The sequence below is a fragment of the Alkalibaculum sporogenes genome (genome assembly GCF_009362815.1).
In the GTDB taxonomy this organism is placed as follows: domain Bacteria; phylum Bacillota; class Clostridia; order Eubacteriales; family Alkalibacteraceae; genus Alkalibaculum_A; species Alkalibaculum_A sporogenes.
The window spans coordinates 13,793-31,183 of the sequence record NZ_WHNX01000012.1 but is presented as its reverse complement, the minus strand read 5'-3'; the positions used below and the strand labels follow the sequence as shown (position 1 = coordinate 31,183).

Sequence of the window (17,391 nt, the reverse complement as noted above, 5' to 3'; positions counted from 1 at the left end):
ACCTCCTATTTAAAATATTCAAATTCTATATATGACAGCTTTACAACTTTTCCATCTTCTATGCCTAAATCTTCTAGATCGCTAATTACGCCTTTATTTCTTAACACTCTTTGAAAATATGCAACTGAGTCATAATCTTCAAAATTAACAGAGTTTAGCAGCTTATCAACCAAATCACCTTCTATGATGAAATAGTCATTCTCTTTTCTTACTGTATATTCTTTTTTAAATGTAGGTCTATATATTTTTTCTGATTCTTCAGGCATGTCAAATATAGGCTCTACTTCACCGATTTCTTTTAATAACATAACTATCCTGTCCAGCAATTTATCTGTACCTTCACCAGTTGCTGCAGATATGATAAAAACCTCAAAGCCTTTATCATTTAATTTTTGAATAAGATCATCTAAATCTGAAATATTTTCAATGACATCTGCCTTGTTTAGTGCCACAACTTGTGTTCTCTTAGAAAGTTTCTTATTGTGTTTCTCTAATTCTATATTTATTTTTGTGAAATCATCAAAAGGATCGCGTCCATCAAAACCTGAAATATCTAGAATATGAACTAGTAACTTTGTTCGTTCAACATGTCTCAAAAATTGGTGACCTAGTCCTGCCCCTTCATTGGCCCCCTCAATAAGCCCAGGAATATCAGCAACTACAAAGCTCGCATAATCTTTCCATTTAACGACTCCTAAATTAGGTACTAATGTTGTAAAGGGATAATCTGCTATTTTAGGCTTAGCCTTAGAGATTACTGATAAGAATGTAGATTTACCTACATTTGGGAACCCTAATAACCCTACGTCAGCAAGCAACTTAAGTTCTAAAACTAAACTTAGTTCGTCGCCCTTTTCTCCACCTTCTGCAAAACGAGGCGCTTGTCTAGTAGATGTAGCAAAGTGCTGATTTCCTCTGCCACCTTTACCGCCTTTAGCAATAATAATTTCTTCACCTATTTCAGTAAGATCTGCAATTATATTATCATTCATTTTATTCTTTATTATTGTGCCTGGAGGAACTCCTATAATCAAATCATCTCCTGCACTGCCAGATCTATTACTTCCTTCTCCATTGCCACCTGGCTGAGCATTATGCTTCTTTTTATATCTAAAATCTATTAAAGTTCTAAGGCTTGGGTTAACTCTGATAATAACATCTCCACCCTTACCACCATCGCCACCAGCAGGCCCACCATTTGGAACATATTTTTCTCTTCTGAATGCCACACTTCCGTGACCTCCATTACCTGCCTTAACATCAATTTGTATTCTATCTACAAACATTTTATCACTCTCTCTTTAAGAAACAAGATTTCTTCTATATAATAATTAATATACCCATTTTAGTTTCTATTTTATCATTTTTGTTTAGTTATCACTTAATTTACTACTATTTTACTATTTACACTCTGTTGCAAATATCAATCCCATAATAATCTAACTATAAATGATATATACAAAACAACCACCTCATTATTGAGGTGGCGCTCATATTACATAGCTTCTCTTGGATGTATACTAACTTGTTTTTTATCTTTGCCTTTTCTTTCAAACCTTACGATGCCATCTGCTGTTGCAAATAAAGTATCGTCTCCACCTCTTTGAACATTCGTCCCTGGATGAATTTTCGTACCTCTTTGTCTAACTAGTATATTTCCAGCTAATACAAACTGTCCATCAGCTCTCTTTACGCCTAAACGTTTTGATTCACTATCTCTACCATTTCTAGAGCTTCCTACCCCTTTTTTATGGGCAAATAGTTGTAAGTTCATTTTAATCATCAGTGTGCACCTCCATTCCGTACTTTTATTCTTATATATTCGTTATACTCTATTTCAATTGATTTTAGGCCTAAATAAAGGGTTTCCAATATTGCATTAGATTGCAAAATTTTCTTATCGTCTTTTATTTCTGGAATTTTAAATTCCAAAAACCCATCATCCTTTATTAGGTAATCCACTTCTACTTTTACAAATGTACATAATCCATTAACTGTAGCAATTGTTAATGCAGAAACTGCAGCACATACAATGTCTTTTCCAATATCATCGTACTCACTATGACCTGTAACCTTAACTGCTACTATATTTCCATCTTTTCGTTCGATATTACAAGTAATCATAGATTACTTTCCTAGTTCAATATTTGTTATTTTAACTTTAGTATATGGCTGTCTATGTCCTTGTTTTTTTCTATAATCTTTTTTTGCTTTGTACTTGAATATAATTACTTTAGGACCTTTACCTTGTTCCACAACTTCAGCAGAAACAACAGCACCAGTAACACATGGAGTTCCTACAACCATTTCGCCATTATTTACAGCTAAAACTTCTTCAAAACTAACTTGATCTTGTCCATCAGCTAAGTTAAGTTTTTCAACTTCAATAACGTCTCCTTGTTTAACACAATATTGTTTTCCACCACTTTTTATTATAGCATACATACTATATACACCTCCTCAAACCAGTCTCGCCTAGCAGGTTGTCATATGACATTAGTTATACATCACCTGTTTCGCGCGGCTTCTATACGCCAAAATAGTATACCATGTTTTAATATTATAAGTCAATTATTTTTAGTTGGAGTCCACGGCAATCGCATGAAAAGTTATTTTATGCACGCTTTTCAGTATTGTTTTTATCATTTAAGGGTTCAGAGAACCATTTTTAAAAAAACATATCAAAGTAGCTAACTATATAGAGTATTTTAAAAACATTAGCAAACGATAGCTTCGCTAAATTAAGAAGAAGGAGAAGATTAACGATAAGAATTTTTGACTGTTTGAGCGTAGCGAGTTTCAAAAATTTAGTTAATCTTCGAGTTCTTTTCATACAGTATGCGACAGCGTGTTTGCGTTTGTTTTAAACATACTCTTGCTCTCCCCATGTATACGAGACAAAATTCTATTCCATCTTTTTTATGTTTTTTTCATGCGATAGTCCTAGTTGGATCCTAAGTGCCTGTCAACGCAGGACAACACCTTCATTTCATCGATCTCTAGAAATTCATCTTCCTCAATTATAGATTTCTTTTTATAAAAGTCTTTTATCATTTGTATGAAAGTAAACTTCTCATTTTTCATTTCAATTTCATCTATTAGTTTTTTAATATATGGATTTACCTTTATTATAATTGTATCTCCCTCTAAAACATCCTTATTTCGTTCAATAGAAGCTAAGCATCTATAAAATAATGCCTCTTGATTTGGTATAAGACCTGTTCCCCCACACAATCTGCAATGTTCAGATTGAAGCATAGAAAGAGACTTTCCTTGTTGTTGTCTAGTCATTTGCAATATACATAGTTCTGTAAAACCATACACTTTTGTTTTCACCTTATCCTTTTGCAAATGTTTATTCAAATGTTTTATAATAATATGCTGTTCTTCCTTCATTTTGATATTAATATAGTCAATGATAATTATACCACTTATATTTCTTAATCGGATTTGATCGGCAATTACTTCTGAAGCTTCTAAATTAATCTTTAATATAGTTTCATCCATATTTTTTTTGCCTGTAAACTTACCGCTATTAATATCTATAACTGTACACGCCTCGGTAAAATCTATGACAATATAGCCACCACTTTTCAACCATACTTTACGATCAAACAATTGCATAGTCTTCTTCTCTATATGATATAACTCCAATAGATTATTTTTATCTACGTATTTGATCTTTTCTATATCCTGATAAGAATAAATAGCAAGATACTCTTGTAATTCATTAATAATATCCATATCATTTACTATAATCTCGTCAATCTGTTGTGTGTAAAAATCTCTTAGAATTTTAACAACAGTTGTTGAGTCATTATACATAAGTTTAGGGGCAATCTCTGAATGGTTGATTTTTTCCCATCTATTTATTAAATAATTTAACTCTTTTTTAATAATATCCAAATCAATGCCCATGGCCTCAGTTCTAATAATCACTCCATAATTACCGTCTTTTACTTCATTAATTCCAGTAGTAATTCGATTCTTTTCTTCTTTGTTGCTTATTTTTTTAGAAGTAAATATTCGATTTTCATAAGGTAATAAAACTAAGTAATGTCCTGAGATAGAAAATTTTGTAGTTAATCTTGCACCTTTTTCCGCGATGGCTTCTTTCTTAATCTGAACTAACAACTCTTGTCCTTTTTTAACCAGCTTATCGATTGGCTTATTATCTTCATTAGGTATAATGTCTTCTAAATGTAAAAGCCCATTTTTTTCACTACCTATATTAACAAACGCAGCCTGTATACCAGGTTTTATCTGTTCAATTCTGCCCATATATATATCACCATAATTATTCCAGTTCGTCTCTCTCTCAAGAAAAAAATGGACTAGCTTGTCTTCGTGGGTTATAGCAATACGAACCTGTCCAAATATAGAATCCATAATAATTCTATTCATAATCTCACCATTTTTCATTTGTATTATTTATAAGTTCTCTTATTTGTTATTATATTTTTAACAATATATATTAAAGTTTTTTCTAAACTCTTCATCTTCACCATTAAGTTTTTCTTTTATTTCATTCATACCCCTTTCTCCGTACTCTAACAGAGAAAACATACTATACATCCTAATATCCCATCTTGAGTCATTCAATGTTTGTTTCAATAATTGATAGTTTTCCTCAGTCTTTATATTACCAGCTACAATAATTGCATTTCTTTGAAGAATTTTTTTACCTCTCCAACCGGCCGATGAGGATTTATATATATTTTTAAACATGGCATTATCCATATTTATTATATCCTTTATCTTTGGTCTTACTACATCTTTCAATGGTACAAATGCTGCTTCATTAGAATATTTAGCAGTCTTATTTATAGGACATACCTCTTGACAAATATCACAACCATAAACCATCTTTCCTATATATTTTCTCTCTTCTCTACTTAATAACTCTTTTTTTTGAGTAAAAAAAGAAATACATTTGTTAGAATTAAAATCATAACCTTCTTTGATTGCTCCTGTGGGACACGCTTGAATACATCTACTACAAAATCTACAAGTAGTACAGTCGTCGAGTTCACTACTTTTTCCTAACTCTATATTTGTTAATATATGTCCTAGAAAAATATAGCTTCCATACAGCTTATTTATTATAAATCCATTCTTTCCATAAAAACCTAATCCACTTCTGTGAGCTACAGCTCTATCTAATAAAGGAGCATTATCTACATAAGCCTTATATTTTATGTCAGGGTATTCTCGTGTAATATTTGACATTAATCTATTCATCTTCTCTAATAAGATATTGTGATAGTCCTGTCCCCATGCCACTCTAGAAATGCTACACCTAGACTTATCTATCTTAGTCTCATCTAATTTATGTTTATATGATACACCTATGCTAATAATAGATTTTGTATCTTTCCATACAATAAGTGGATTAGTATTTTGCTCAATGTCCACATGAAAAAAAGAAGAAATAAAACCTTTGTCCAACCTATCCTTAATCACAGGCTGCAACTCAGAAAAAACTTCTCCATCAGTAAAACCAATAATATCAATCCCTAAACCCTTTGCTTCCCCTAATATTATATCTTTCAACACGAAATCACCATTTATGTTTATCTTATCTATAATTATAACATAAACATATGTTAAAACAACTATGCCAAAACAAAGTAATTTTCATTATTAATTAATTTATTTTATATTAATCTACCTCTACTCCTTCGATTACTTTTTGCACTCCTTTATATGTAATATACACATCAACAGTCTTTACACCATCATCTAAAGGATAGAATTTTACATACAATATTTGCTTCCAACCTAATGGTTGATCTGGAGGATAGTCAATTAGACTAAAATATGGCAAGGGAAAATAAGTATTTCCCCTGTCATCTTTAATATACATATTATTAAAGTCATCTTTATTTAAACTTTCTTTATTAGTATCCTCTATAATCGAAGTTATTGCAAAATAACTCTGATCGCCAGTAACCCAAGAATATACTATATAGTATTTTTCTCTTACAGTTTTTTCTATACTTATTTTCACCTCATCAAAATTCGTATGATAAGGTGACACTCCATAGTCTTGTTGTAATAATTCTTCAAAATTTGGAGGTACTTGTGAAAAATAACCTATATAATAGTTGCTGGAAGCTGTTTTTCCGGTATTATTCTGCCGTGTATAAAATAATACTATCAATATCATACAAAATACTAATGCAAATGTTTTAATGTGTTTATTCAAGTTTATCACCTAGTATATTCTATGCATACCATAGGGTGATTTATGACAATAGCTGTTTTATATCAATCAAACCTTTTCCTTGTTCATAGTTAGTTCCCTTTATCTTCTTCGTACATCTTAATATTTTCCTCTTTATGTTGTCAGGTGATAAATCAGGTTCCTTTTGTAGTAGCAATGCAATAGCACCTGATACTACTGGTGTAGACATAGACGTTCCGCTTTGTTTCAAATAGCTTTTTTCTTTTATAGCTATACTTTTATTCGAAGGACTGTAGTTTACATTACTTTTTAATGAATTCACGTCCACGCCAGGTGCAACAATGTCAGGTTTACTTCTATGAGATACAGTAGGTCCTCTACTAGAAAAATCGGAAATAACATCGTCAGTAATATCTATTGTACCTTTTGAATCTGAGCAACCTACTGTAATAACTTTTTCACTTATACCAGGTGAATTTATAGTTCCTCGATCTGGTCCAGAATTTCCCGCTGCTGTTACTACTACTATACCTTTAGACCATACTGCATTTACACCTTTAACTAGAGGATCTTCGTTTTCTCTTAAATCTGCGTCAGAACCAAGTGATAAAGACATTATTTTAATATTATATTTATCCTTATTATTTAAAACCCATTGCATACCAGCTACAATATCAGAAGTGGATCCTCCTCCTTCTTTGTTCATTACTTTTACCCCTACAATATTCGTTTTAGGTGCTATACCACGGTACTTGCCTTTTGAAGAATATCCATCACTTCCAATTATTCCTGCAACATGAGTACCGTGTCCATTATCATCATAAGGGCTATTATAGTTATTCACAAAGTCTTTAAAAGCTATTATCCTGTTCCCCTTTGCGGTTAAATCCTCGTGGGGATATACTCCAGTATCTAAAACCGCTACCCCTATCCCTTCACCATCATAACCAAAGTCTTCAGACAAATCACTAGATACACTTCCTCTAACTACGTCCATCTGTGTAGTAACCTTAGAATCATCTGCAATAAAACTTACTTCACGAATTTGCGATAACTCCTTAATCTTTGAAGCTGGCAACTCAACTGCTACAGCATCTATAATATCTAATCTATATTTTATTTTACAATCACATGTTTCTAACACTTTTGCTCTTCTTAACTTCTCTAAATTTCTAGATAATACAATAATTGAAACTTTCTCATCAGTGTCAGTATTATTATTAATCCTATTTAACAACCTACTATCGATTTTTAATCGTCTTGAAATAATAAAACACCCCTTTCCTTTGCATGTTATAATCTATGTAATAACAGGAAAAAGGGTGCTCATTTTACAGTTATTTAGTTTTTTCTTCTCATTCTTGGTTTTATATACCTTATTGTTTCTACCTCTGAATCTTCGCTTTTTTCATTTACTATATCATCCTGCACATCTGCACTTTGTTCCTCAACACTATAATCTTCACTTGCTGTATCAACAGCTTTTTTTGATTGTTCTCTTTCTTTTCTTGATTGTTCTCTCTTTTTTAACATTTCTTCTCTTCTCTGTCTCATTTCTTCTCTTCTCTCTTCTATCCTGCTTCTTCTCTCTTCAATCCTATTTCTTCTCTCCTCTGCTCTTTGAGCAGTAACTTCAGGATCAGTATTTAATAATTTATCTAGCATAGACATAACAAACCTCCATTCATATATCTTTCATATAACTTTTAAATAATTTTAATATTTTATCTAATTTCTTTTGATCATTAGGATTTAGTTTTTTCTTCATTTCTAATATCATCTCTGCTTTTTCTTGACTAGTTGCGCCTTGTTTAAAGTCTTCAATCTTTTTTACATAGTCATTTAATTGATCTCCGTATTTCTCATCAATTTCCTTTAACTTACTTTCTACTTTTTCTTTGCCAATAGTATTTTTCAGCTCATCAACCTTTTGGCTCACCTGTGATTCATCTTTGCTTTTAAGGTTACCTACCTTATTAATCATATCTAATAATTCTTTATCCTTAATATAAATCCCTCCCAAAGTCCTTTATTAATAATAGTCTATGAGTGAATACAAAAATTGTGATTTTTTTTTTCACACTTTACACATAAACTGCGTATTTATAATCAAGAAGTATCAAATTTAGCTCAAGGAGGTTTCTAAATGGCTTGTCTTTTAAGTGGATGCGATTGCTCAACTTTGTTAATGTTCTTCTTGCTTTTAATTATTCTATTTGATAGCTGTGGAATATTTGGTAAAAACAATGAAAATTTATTGTTCTTCTTCTTGTTGTTAGTTATCTTGTTTACAAGATAAAAAAACAAAACTTTTTATCACCAATGACAACTCTATCACGTACTATATGATTGAAACTGAAATTTTTTAAGGAGGTAATAGAATGGCTTGGTTTAAAGATTGTGATTGCTCTACGTTATTAATGTTCTTCTTGCTATTAATTGTACTATTTGATAGCTGTGGATTCTTTGGAGCTAATAATGACACATTATTATTCTTCTTCTTATTGCTTGTTATCTTATTTACAAGATAACCATACTTGCTATAGGCCTATAAACATAAAATGCAAAAGAAGAGTACCCTCACAAAGGAATGTCTATTAGTTAAAGGAGATGATATATGCTCATATATCATCTCTATCAAGAGTAACGACTGAGACGCGTTATTCAACTATGGTAGGGAGCTTGTACATAGCCCAAGTAGAACTTTCCTACCATATAATTATAAGGAGGTAAAGTTATGGGTTTAGGTTTTCTTGATAATATATTTTGTGACGACAACACGCTTTTAATCATCATACTAATTCTTGTTGTTGTACTACTATTTAGTGGTGGTAATTTTTGTTGTCCTGGATTTAGCTTTGGAAAGTTTAATCTAGGAGACAATTGGCTGTTAATAGTAGTTGTAGTTTTAGTGCTATTTGGAGATGGATTAAAATTATTTTAATACGACGCCCCAATATAATAGTTGGGGTGTTTCTTACTAAATTAAAAGATATATAACTTGGAGTTGTTGAATATGTATGAAAAAGATTCCATTAGTAAAAATAATCAAAATGAATCGACTTCAAACTGGCAACCAAAAGGTCACAGCCAGGTACCAATGCATAGAAAAGCTTTTCCCTTAGATGATATAGGGGAAAATACTGAGCTTAATATTGTATCTACGGGGTTTAATGCAAGTTATAGTGAAGATAATGGGGATGTTTTAGAAGCGGTAAAACCTTTAGATGCATATCTTCATCCTAAAAATCAAATATTACTACGAGCTTTGATTAAAGCAAATAGCCTAGTACATGATGTTAGCTATCTTATGAAAATCAAACAAGATGCTTCTATCACTGAAGTAAGTGCAAAGCCTTTAACAGTAAAAGAAGGTATACAAATTGCAGAGCAGATGTCTCCCTATTTGCCCATTAATACAAAGCACCAACTTAATAGTGTAATGGTTAAACTAAACACTATTGAGAACTTAAAATCAGGTCTTGAAAATATACAAAAAGCTGAATCACCTGAGATAAAAATCGAGTACATATTAGACAATTTAAAACACTTTATTACTCATGAAAAGTACAATCAGATCAAACAAATTGTTAATATAGTTAAAATATTTCAGACTAGCAGTGAATTAGCAGATAAAAATAATTCTACGGATGACGATATTGAATTGCAACAATCTGAAGAAGAAAGAAAAGAAAATGAAAATGAACAATTGTCAGATCTTATGGGAATGATTGATAAATTTACTAGTAAAAAAAACACAGAGTAATGGTGAATATACCTATTACTCTGTGTTTTAAACATTTGATGACTACTCCAGATAGCAAAAATTACACTATTCCTAAGAAACTTAAATATCATCTTCTTCTAGTAATACCTCATCTAAAATCTGCATTAATTCTTCTTTACCACGTTTTGAAGTAGCTGAAAATAAAATTAAATCTTTAGCATCCTCTATTTTTAGGCTGTCCATAATCTGCTTTATGTTCTTTCGATAGTCGTTATTTTTCACCTTATCTATCTTAGTAGCCACAATTAAGGGAGTTATTCCAAGTTCTTGTAACCAATTATTTACGTTAATATCATCTTCTGTTGGTTTATGCCTAAAGTCTATTAATTGTATCACCATTAATAAATTATCACGTAAATGTACGTATTCATCTATCATAAATTTAAATTCTTGCCTTGCTGCCTTAGATACTTTTGCATATCCGTATCCAGGCATATCTACAAAGCAAAATATATCCTCTACATTGTAAAAGTTTATTGTTCTAGTTTTTCCTGGTTGTGAACTAGTTCTAGCTAAGGCTCTTCTATTAATTATTGTATTAATAAAAGAAGATTTTCCTACATTAGATCTTCCTAAGAGCAAAATTTCAGGAAGATCATGAATTGGGTATTGTTTCTTGCTTACCGCACTAATAATTATATCTACATTGTTAATCTTCATTATAGTTCACCATTGAATACTAATTTAATGACATCATCCATATTGCTAACAGTCGATATCTTTAAATCTTCCTTTATACTTTCAGGAATTTCTTGAAGATCTTTTTGGTTATCAGCAGGAATAATAATATTTCTAATGCCTGCCCTATGAGCAGCTAACAGTTTTTCTTTAACTCCTCCAATAGGTAGCACCCTACCTCTTAATGTTATTTCTCCTGTCATTGCTAAGTTTTGATTAACTGGTTTTTTAGTGAGTAAAGATATTAAAGCAGTAGTCATTGTAATACCAGCTGATGGACCATCCTTAGGTATAGCACCTTCCGGCACATGCAAATGTATATCTAACTCTTTGTAGAAATTTTCATTTATCCCTAGTTCTTTTGCTTTAGCTCTAATATAACTCATTCCAGCTCTAGCAGATTCTTTCATCACATCGCCTAACTGGCCAGTTAGTTCTATCTTACCTTTTCCTGGCATATCAAGTGCTTCAATTTGCAAGGTTTCTCCCCCTACAGAAGTCCAAGCTAACCCATTGACTACTCCAATTTCTTTTTTATCTTCTATAATATCAAATCTATATTTTTTTATCCCTAAAAACTTTTCTAAGTTTTTAATATTTACTGTTACACTCTTTCTATCTTCTTCTACTATAATCTTTGCTACAACTCTACATATCCTAGAAATTAATCTTTCTAATTCTCTAACTCCTGATTCTCTAGAGTAGTAATTTATAATTTCCATTAAAGTCTCTTCAGAAATTTTTATACTACTACGTTTCAAACCATGCATCTTAATTTGTTTAGGTAGTAAGTATTTTTCAACAATTTTAAGCTTCTCTTGTGCCATGTATCCAGAAACTTCAATGATTTCCATTCTATCAAGCAATGGAACAGGTATACTATTTATTGTATTTGCAGTTGTAATAAACATCACTTTAGATAAATCAAAAGGCAACTCTAAATAATTATCTGTAAAAGTTGAGTTTTGCTCTGGATCTAATACCTCTAGCAACGCAGATGCAGGATCTCCTCTAAAATCCTGACTCATTTTATCGATCTCATCTAGTAGGAATAGTGGATTTTTACTCTCTGCCTGTTTAATATTGTATATAATTCTACCTGGAATTGCACCAACATAGGTACGACGATGGCCTCTTATCTCAGCTTCATCTCTCATTCCACCTAGTGACATTCTAACAAATTTCCTATCTGTAGATCTTGCAATACTTCTAGCTATAGATGTCTTGCCTACTCCTGGAGGTCCTACAAGGCATAAGATTGGACCTTTTAAAGAATGTGATAACTTAGCTACAGCTAGGTATTCTAAGATTCTTTCTTTTACTTTTTCTAAAGAATAATGATCTTCATCAAGTACATTTCTAGCTTTTTTTAAATCTAACACTTCATCTGTTTGTTTATCCCACGGTAATTCAAGTATCCACTCAATATATGTTTGTATTACTCCTGATTCGCTAGTTCCAGATGGAACCTTTGCTAGTCTTGAAATTTCTTTTTCTACTTTTTCTTTAATTTCATCATCTAAATTTAATTCTTCTAGCTTTTCCCTATACTCTTCAATAATATTTCCAGTAGGTCCATCGCCTAATTCATCTTGGATTACTCTCATTTGTTCTCTAAGAAAGTATTCCTTTTGTTGCTTATCCATTTGGTCTTTTACTTTATCATCAATGTCTTTTTCTATCTCTAGAAGTTCTAATTCCTTCACTAAAACCTCATAAGTTTTAAAAAGTCTCATCTTAGTATCTATTTCTTGTAATAACTCTTGGCTCTCTTCCATATCTAAAATTAAATTGGCACCAATTACATCTAGTAATTGATCTGTATCATCAATAGACTCCATTGCTAGAATAATATCTGGAGAAGCTTTTTTCGTTAGACTTAAATACTTTGTAAAAGTCTGCTTCGTCATTCTTTGTAGGGCTATACTTTCTTTATCCTCTAGTTCAGAACCTTTTATATCGTCAATAAGAACTTTAATATAAGGTTCTATATCGATATATTCTTTTATATACACTCTACTTTGTATCTCAACTAACACTCTGATGATATTACCAGGCATTTTTAGCAGCTGCTTTACCATTGCGATAGTGCCCACATCATAGAGATCCTCTTTTTCTGGCATATCGACATCTGCATCTTTTTGGCAAACTAAAACAACTATTTGATCATCTGCCATAGCTTCTTCCAAAGCACTAACAGATTTACTTCTACCAACATCAAAGTGCATTACCATTCCTGGAAAAACACTTAAACCTCTAAGTGGAATTAATGGATAAGCTTTATCTTCAACGATAACTATAGTATCATCTAAACTCTGTAAATCAATATTTGAACTCACAATATTCCCTCCTTGAAATATATAACACTTTATATAGTTTTAATCTATCTAGTTTATTTATTATACCATTTTAACTATATTTTCTACTTATTACAAATAAAAAAGATATTTTTTGAGTAAATGTAAGTATCTAATGTATTACAACCACAGATAAACACGCTTCGCGAGTTCTCCGTGGTTACGCGGACAGTCGCCAAATGTCTGCAAGCAGCCGCTTGGCTCATTGTCTTCGCGATAAAAAAAAGCAATCAACCTCTATATTTGATTGCTTTTAGTATATAATTCTAAATGTACTTAATCTACTATATAATAATAAAACTATTATAATCAAGAATCTATATTGCTTTATATGCTTAGACTCTATAATTAACTTGCGCTTTCTTTATCATTTTTTTTGCTGTCTTTTTTAAGATCAATTTTTTTATCGTCTTTCACATCAGTTTTACTATCTTTTTTTACAGTGCTTTTTTTAACTTTCTCTTTATACACTAATATTGGTGCTGTATTGTTTATAATAGTATCCTTCGAGATAATACACTTAACTATATCCTTGTTCGAAGGTATATCGTACATCACATCTAACATAATTTCTTCTATAATACCTCTTAATCCCCTTGCACCAGTTTCGTGTTTTATAGTCTTTTCAGCAATAGCTTCTAATGCATCCTTCTCAAATGATAATTCAACATCATCCAATTCGAATAATTTCTTATATTGCTTTACAAGTGCATTTTTAGGTTCTGTAAGAATATTAATAAGCGCTTGTTCATCGAGTGGTTCTAAAGTAGTAATAATAGGAACTCTACCTACGAATTCTGGTATTAAACCAAATTTCAATAAATCCTTCGGTTGGATTTGCTTAAGTAACGCACCATCTTGAATTTCTTTTTTACCTTTTACTTCAGCGCCAAAACCTATTGACTTATTTCCAGTACGCTTGTTAATGATTTTTTCAATGCCATCAAAAGCACCACCACAAATAAATAAAACATTAGTAGTATCTATTTGTAAAAACTCTTGATGAGGATGTTTTCTTCCACCTTGTGGTGGAACATTTGCTACAGTACCCTCAAGTATCTTCAGTAGAGCTTGCTGCACACCTTCACCACTAACATCTCTAGTGATAGAAGGATTTTCACTTTTTCTAGCTATTTTATCGAGTTCATCAATATAGATGATACCTCTTTGTGCTCTTTCAACATCATAATCTGCAGCCTGAATTAATTTAAGTAAAATATTCTCGACATCTTCACCTACATAACCTGCTTCTGTAAGAGATGTAGCATCAGCTATTGCAAAAGGAACATTTAAAATTTTAGCTAATGTTTGTGCAAGTAAAGTTTTCCCTGACCCAGTGGGTCCAAGCATAAGTATATTGCTTTTTTGTAATTCTACATCATCTATTGACGATGTATTTATTCTCTTGTAATGATTATATACTGCTACAGACAAAGATTTCTTTGCCTTCTCTTGTGAGATTACAAACTCATCTAAATAAGCTTTTATCTCATGTGGAGTAGGTATTTCTGAAAAATCTATATCCATATCAACGAACTCTTCACCGACAATTTCTTGACACAAATCTATACATTCATTACAGATATAAACTCCAGGTCCTGCCACCATTCTCTTAACTTGAGATTGAGATTTCCCACAGAAGGAACAATTAATTTGTTTATTGTCATCCTTTTTTGCCACTCTAACACCTCTCTATCTAGACGAAATGACCTTATCTATTAAGCCATACGCTTTTGCTTCTTCAGCACTCATAAAATTATCTCTATCAGTATCTCTTTGAATAATATCGATTGGTTGACCTGTTACTTGACTCAATATTTTATTAAGTGAATCTCTAGTTCTAATCAATCTTTTTGCATAAATCTCAACATCAACAGATTGTCCTTTTGCTCCACCTAAAGGTTGATGTATCATAATCTCACTATTAGGCAGTGCGTATCTTTTCCCTTTTGCACCTGCTGAAAGTAAGAAAGATCCCATAGATGCAGCCATACCTATACACATAGTTGAAACATCACTCTTAATATAATTCATTGTATCATAAATAGCAAACCCAGCTGTAATTGATCCACCAGGACTATTTATATACAATTGTATGTCCTTGTCTGCATCTTCTGCTTCTAGAAATAATAATTGTGCAACAACTAAAGTAGCAGTGGTATCATTTACTTCACCATTTAGAAAAATAATTCTTTCTTTAAGCAATCTAGAAAATATATCGTAAGATCTCTCTCCTCTTCCAGTTTGCTCCACAACCATCGGAACTAAATTCATATTCATAAATTTCACTCCTTATACATATATTATTTTTGTATTGCTTGATTTATTAACAATTGTACAGTTTCTTTTTTCTTAGCTAGAGACTTAAAATATTCTATTTCATTTTCAGTAGTACTTTCTTTTAACTTGTCAATTTCAATATTATAAGACTTAGCATAGTTAACCATTTCTTCTTGTATAGCTTCTTCAGATGCTTCTATGTTTTCTACTTCAGTAATCTTTTCTAAAACTAATTCTGTTTTAATTTTTCTAATTACATCTTCTCTAATGTCAGCTTTTAAAGAATCAACAGAACCATTAGTAAATTTGAAGTAGTCTTCCATACTTATACCCTGCATCTTCATACGGTATTCAAAATTTTGTAAAGATTTTTCGATTTCTTCAGCGATCATCGGTTCAGGTACTTCAATACTAGAATTACCTACAGCTACTTCTAACACTTTTTCCTCAGCTTCTTCTTTTAATGATATAAGCTTCGCTTCTAGTATCTTAGATTTTTGATCTGCTTTAAATTCTTCTAAAGTATCAAATTCACTAATATCTTTTACAAACTCATCATCTATATCAGGTAATTCTTGAACCTTTATTTCATTAACTTTCACTTTAAATACTACTGGCTTACCCGAAAGATCTGCTGCATGATATTCTTCTGGAAAAGTAACATTGACTTCCTTTTCTTCTCCTACCTTAACACCTACTAATTGATCTTCAAAGCCCGGAATAAATGTATTAGAGCCTAGTACAAGACTATAATTTTCACCTTTACCACCTTCAAAAGCTACACCATCATTAAACCCTTCGAAATCTAAGATCACTGTATCTCCATCTTTAGCAACTGCATCATCTATGCTAACCAATCTTGCATTTTGTGTTTGCAATTTCAATAATTCTTCATTTAAATCTTCTTCTGTAACTTCATAAGTTAAGCTATTAATTTCAGTGCCTTTATATTCACCTAATACCACTTCTGGCTTAATTGCAACACTTACTGTTATAGTTAAACCTTCTGAAGCACTAATCTGATCTATTGTTTCCATGTCTGGTCTTGCTACTGGAAATAATTCATGTTCCTCTATTGCTTTAGAATAAGCTTCAGGAAACGCGAAATCTAATGCATCTTCATAAAATACATTTTCCCCATATTGTCTCTCAATGATACTCCTAGGAGCCTTCCCTTTTCTAAACCCAGCTACATTAAAGCTAACTTTATTTTTATTATATGATTTATTAATAGCTTTATTAAAATCCTCAGATGAAACTTCTATCTTTAGTGTCGCTACATTCTTTTCTATTTTCTCTACAGTTGAAACCATGAAAATCCTCCTATTATTATGTATTTACCTTAACATAAACAAAATTTTAACCTTTACATTGTACCATAAGCTTACATTCATGTCGAGCCGTTAAATGAAATTCCTTAGGTAACTAAGAAACGAAAAATCAATGATCATTGATATCTAAAGGCTAACACAAAGTATCTTAAAATCTTTGCTTAATATAATTTCTCACGGACCATCAGTTAGTGTATGGTACAATACCCGATATTTCTATTAACTCCATTGGTTTCATTGAAGACATAAATTCTTCTAGACCCTCTATATTGACCCAATACTCTCCATACTGAAATCCCAGGGTGTTATCTACTACATAGGCATTTACAACTGTATCATCCTCAAAATACAAAAAAAACATTTCCGATGTCTTTGGGTTAGTCTTTTTCGATATATACTTTCCATTCTCAAACATGGTCACAAATTCTTCGAGTTTGAGTTTATCTTCATTAACAGAAAAATACTTTTTAATATTAATTTTTGAAGAAAGTGGCATGCCTTCATATTGAACATATACTATCTTTGACACTTCTTCTACATGTAATGCAGATAACTTGAACTTAGTATAAATAAACGGTGTAAGCCAAATTAATAATAGAATAAGAAATATACAAATTAGCAGAGTAAGACGCTTTTTACTTATAAATGTTTTTATATTCTCTTTACCCATATTTCCCACCTATTTCTTTTTTATTCATTATATCAAATATCTCTTCTGTATACTATGGAAGTACTTACATTTTTCTACTAAAATATATGGGCCTGTCTGTA

Annotated in this window: 20 protein-coding genes; 4 read left to right on the top strand and 16 right to left on the bottom strand. The window is 31.4% G+C overall.

Going from position 1 to position 17,391, the window contains the following annotated elements:
• Positions 1-5: 5 nt before the first annotated feature.
• The 10 genes from obgE to GC105_RS08910 all read right to left on the bottom strand — a co-directional run bounded on the left by obgE (position 6) and on the right by GC105_RS08910 (position 8,171).
• The gene (obgE, locus tag GC105_RS08955; RefSeq protein WP_152803862.1) at positions 6-1,286 is read right to left on the bottom strand and encodes a GTPase ObgE; all 1,281 of its coding nucleotides are present in this window, start codon (positions 1,284-1,286) and stop codon (positions 6-8) included.
• Between the two features lie 209 nt (positions 1,287-1,495).
• Entirely contained in the window at positions 1,496-1,783 is a 288-nt protein-coding gene (rpmA, locus tag GC105_RS08950; protein ID WP_152803860.1) for a 50S ribosomal protein L27, read from the bottom strand.
• The gene (locus GC105_RS08945; protein WP_152803858.1) at positions 1,783-2,124 is read right to left on the bottom strand and encodes a ribosomal-processing cysteine protease Prp; all 342 of its coding nucleotides are present in this window, start codon (positions 2,122-2,124) and stop codon (positions 1,783-1,785) included. The genes rpmA and GC105_RS08945 overlap by 1 nt, the downstream gene beginning before the upstream one ends.
• 3 nt (positions 2,125-2,127) lie before the next feature.
• Positions 2,128-2,445 carry a 50S ribosomal protein L21 gene (rplU, locus tag GC105_RS08940; protein ID WP_152803856.1) on the bottom strand — a complete coding sequence of 106 codons (318 nt, stop codon included), beginning with the start codon at positions 2,443-2,445 and terminating at the stop codon, positions 2,128-2,130.
• A gap of 498 nt (positions 2,446-2,943) precedes the next feature.
• Entirely contained in the window at positions 2,944-4,404 is a 1,461-nt protein-coding gene (locus GC105_RS08935) for an Rne/Rng family ribonuclease (RefSeq protein ID WP_193708346.1), read from the bottom strand.
• Positions 4,405-4,461: 57 nt separating this feature from the next.
• Complete coding sequence (queG, locus tag GC105_RS08930) at positions 4,462-5,553, bottom strand: tRNA epoxyqueuosine(34) reductase QueG (protein WP_152803852.1); 1,092 nt, start codon at positions 5,551-5,553, stop codon at positions 4,462-4,464.
• 109 nt (positions 5,554-5,662) lie between these two features.
• Positions 5,663-6,208 (bottom strand): hypothetical protein, encoded by a 546-nt coding sequence (locus GC105_RS08925; RefSeq protein ID WP_152803850.1) that lies wholly within the window; start codon positions 6,206-6,208, stop codon positions 5,663-5,665.
• 40 nt (positions 6,209-6,248) lie between these two features.
• A complete protein-coding gene (locus tag GC105_RS08920; protein WP_152803848.1) occupies positions 6,249-7,424 on the bottom strand; it encodes a S8 family peptidase in 1,176 nt (391 codons plus the stop codon).
• A gap of 104 nt (positions 7,425-7,528) precedes the next feature.
• Positions 7,529-7,858: a hypothetical protein gene (locus GC105_RS08915; protein WP_152803846.1), complete on the bottom strand. Its 330-nt coding sequence runs from the start codon at positions 7,856-7,858 to the stop codon at positions 7,529-7,531.
• A 13-nt stretch (positions 7,859-7,871) separates the two neighbouring features.
• Positions 7,872-8,171 (bottom strand): hypothetical protein, encoded by a 300-nt coding sequence (locus tag GC105_RS08910; RefSeq protein ID WP_193708345.1) that lies wholly within the window; start codon positions 8,169-8,171, stop codon positions 7,872-7,874.
• A gap of 162 nt (positions 8,172-8,333) precedes the next feature.
• Here GC105_RS08910 and GC105_RS16840 point away from each other — a divergent pair, with 162 nt between their 5' ends.
• The 4 genes from GC105_RS16840 (at position 8,334) to GC105_RS08900 (ending at position 9,953) form a co-directional block, all read left to right on the top strand.
• Complete coding sequence (locus tag GC105_RS16840; protein ID WP_193708344.1) at positions 8,334-8,486, top strand: hypothetical protein; 153 nt, start codon at positions 8,334-8,336, stop codon at positions 8,484-8,486.
• 82 nt (positions 8,487-8,568) lie between these two features.
• Positions 8,569-8,718, top strand: a complete 150-nt coding sequence (locus tag GC105_RS16835) for a hypothetical protein (protein ID WP_193708343.1) — start codon at positions 8,569-8,571, stop codon at positions 8,716-8,718.
• 206 nt (positions 8,719-8,924) lie between these two features.
• Positions 8,925-9,131 carry a hypothetical protein gene (locus GC105_RS08905; RefSeq protein ID WP_152803842.1) on the top strand — a complete coding sequence of 69 codons (207 nt, stop codon included), beginning with the start codon at positions 8,925-8,927 and terminating at the stop codon, positions 9,129-9,131.
• A gap of 72 nt (positions 9,132-9,203) precedes the next feature.
• The gene (locus tag GC105_RS08900) at positions 9,204-9,953 is read left to right on the top strand and encodes a hypothetical protein (RefSeq protein ID WP_152803840.1); all 750 of its coding nucleotides are present in this window, start codon (positions 9,204-9,206) and stop codon (positions 9,951-9,953) included.
• Positions 9,954-10,034: 81 nt separating this feature from the next.
• On the opposite strand, the gene yihA is transcribed toward GC105_RS08900, so the two are convergent.
• From yihA to GC105_RS08870, 6 genes are all read right to left on the bottom strand, one after another.
• Positions 10,035-10,634 carry a ribosome biogenesis GTP-binding protein YihA/YsxC gene (yihA, locus tag GC105_RS08895; RefSeq protein WP_152803838.1) on the bottom strand — a complete coding sequence of 200 codons (600 nt, stop codon included), beginning with the start codon at positions 10,632-10,634 and terminating at the stop codon, positions 10,035-10,037.
• Positions 10,634-12,991, bottom strand: coding sequence for an endopeptidase La (gene lon, locus GC105_RS08890; RefSeq protein WP_343030000.1), 2,358 nt, complete (start codon positions 12,989-12,991; stop codon positions 10,634-10,636). Before lon ends, yihA begins: the two co-directional genes overlap by 1 nt.
• Positions 12,992-13,357: 366 nt before the next feature.
• Positions 13,358-14,689 (bottom strand): ATP-dependent Clp protease ATP-binding subunit ClpX, encoded by a 1,332-nt coding sequence (gene clpX / locus GC105_RS08885; protein ID WP_343029999.1) that lies wholly within the window; start codon positions 14,687-14,689, stop codon positions 13,358-13,360.
• 12 nt (positions 14,690-14,701) lie between these two features.
• A complete protein-coding gene (gene clpP, locus GC105_RS08880; protein WP_152804041.1) occupies positions 14,702-15,283 on the bottom strand; it encodes an ATP-dependent Clp endopeptidase proteolytic subunit ClpP in 582 nt (193 codons plus the stop codon).
• A gap of 29 nt (positions 15,284-15,312) precedes the next feature.
• Complete coding sequence (gene tig, locus GC105_RS08875) at positions 15,313-16,602, bottom strand: trigger factor (protein ID WP_152803836.1); 1,290 nt, start codon at positions 16,600-16,602, stop codon at positions 15,313-15,315.
• 202 nt (positions 16,603-16,804) lie between these two features.
• Positions 16,805-17,290, bottom strand: coding sequence for a hypothetical protein (locus GC105_RS08870; RefSeq protein ID WP_152803834.1), 486 nt, complete (start codon positions 17,288-17,290; stop codon positions 16,805-16,807).
• Positions 17,291-17,391 lie beyond the last annotated feature (101 nt).

Coding starts and splice junctions, on each gene's coding strand:
- GC105_RS08945 (WP_152803858.1), bottom strand. CDS start 2,124: ATGATTACTTGTAATATCGAACGAAAAGATGGAAATATAGTAGCAGTT.
- GC105_RS16840 (WP_193708344.1), top strand. CDS start 8,334: ATGGCTTGTCTTTTAAGTGGATGCGATTGCTCAACTTTGTTAATGTTC.
- tig (WP_152803836.1), bottom strand. CDS start 16,602: ATGGTTTCAACTGTAGAGAAAATAGAAAAGAATGTAGCGACACTAAAG.
- GC105_RS08935 (WP_193708346.1), bottom strand. CDS start 4,404: ATGAATAGAATTATTATGGATTCTATATTTGGACAGGTTCGTATTGCT.
- GC105_RS08910 (WP_193708345.1), bottom strand. CDS start 8,171: ATGATTAATAAGGTAGGTAACCTTAAAAGCAAAGATGAATCACAGGTG.
- obgE (WP_152803862.1), bottom strand. CDS start 1,286: ATGTTTGTAGATAGAATACAAATTGATGTTAAGGCAGGTAATGGAGGT.
- clpP (WP_152804041.1), bottom strand. CDS start 15,283: ATGAATTTAGTTCCGATGGTTGTGGAGCAAACTGGAAGAGGAGAGAGA.
- GC105_RS08905 (WP_152803842.1), top strand. CDS start 8,925: ATGGGTTTAGGTTTTCTTGATAATATATTTTGTGACGACAACACGCTT.
- rpmA (WP_152803860.1), bottom strand. CDS start 1,783: ATGATTAAAATGAACTTACAACTATTTGCCCATAAAAAAGGGGTAGGA.
- GC105_RS16835 (WP_193708343.1), top strand. CDS start 8,569: ATGGCTTGGTTTAAAGATTGTGATTGCTCTACGTTATTAATGTTCTTC.
- GC105_RS08900 (WP_152803840.1), top strand. CDS start 9,204: ATGTATGAAAAAGATTCCATTAGTAAAAATAATCAAAATGAATCGACT.
- GC105_RS08870 (WP_152803834.1), bottom strand. CDS start 17,290: ATGGGTAAAGAGAATATAAAAACATTTATAAGTAAAAAGCGTCTTACT.
- yihA (WP_152803838.1), bottom strand. CDS start 10,634: ATGAAGATTAACAATGTAGATATAATTATTAGTGCGGTAAGCAAGAAA.
- GC105_RS08915 (WP_152803846.1), bottom strand. CDS start 7,858: ATGTCTATGCTAGATAAATTATTAAATACTGATCCTGAAGTTACTGCT.
- rplU (WP_152803856.1), bottom strand. CDS start 2,445: ATGTATGCTATAATAAAAAGTGGTGGAAAACAATATTGTGTTAAACAA.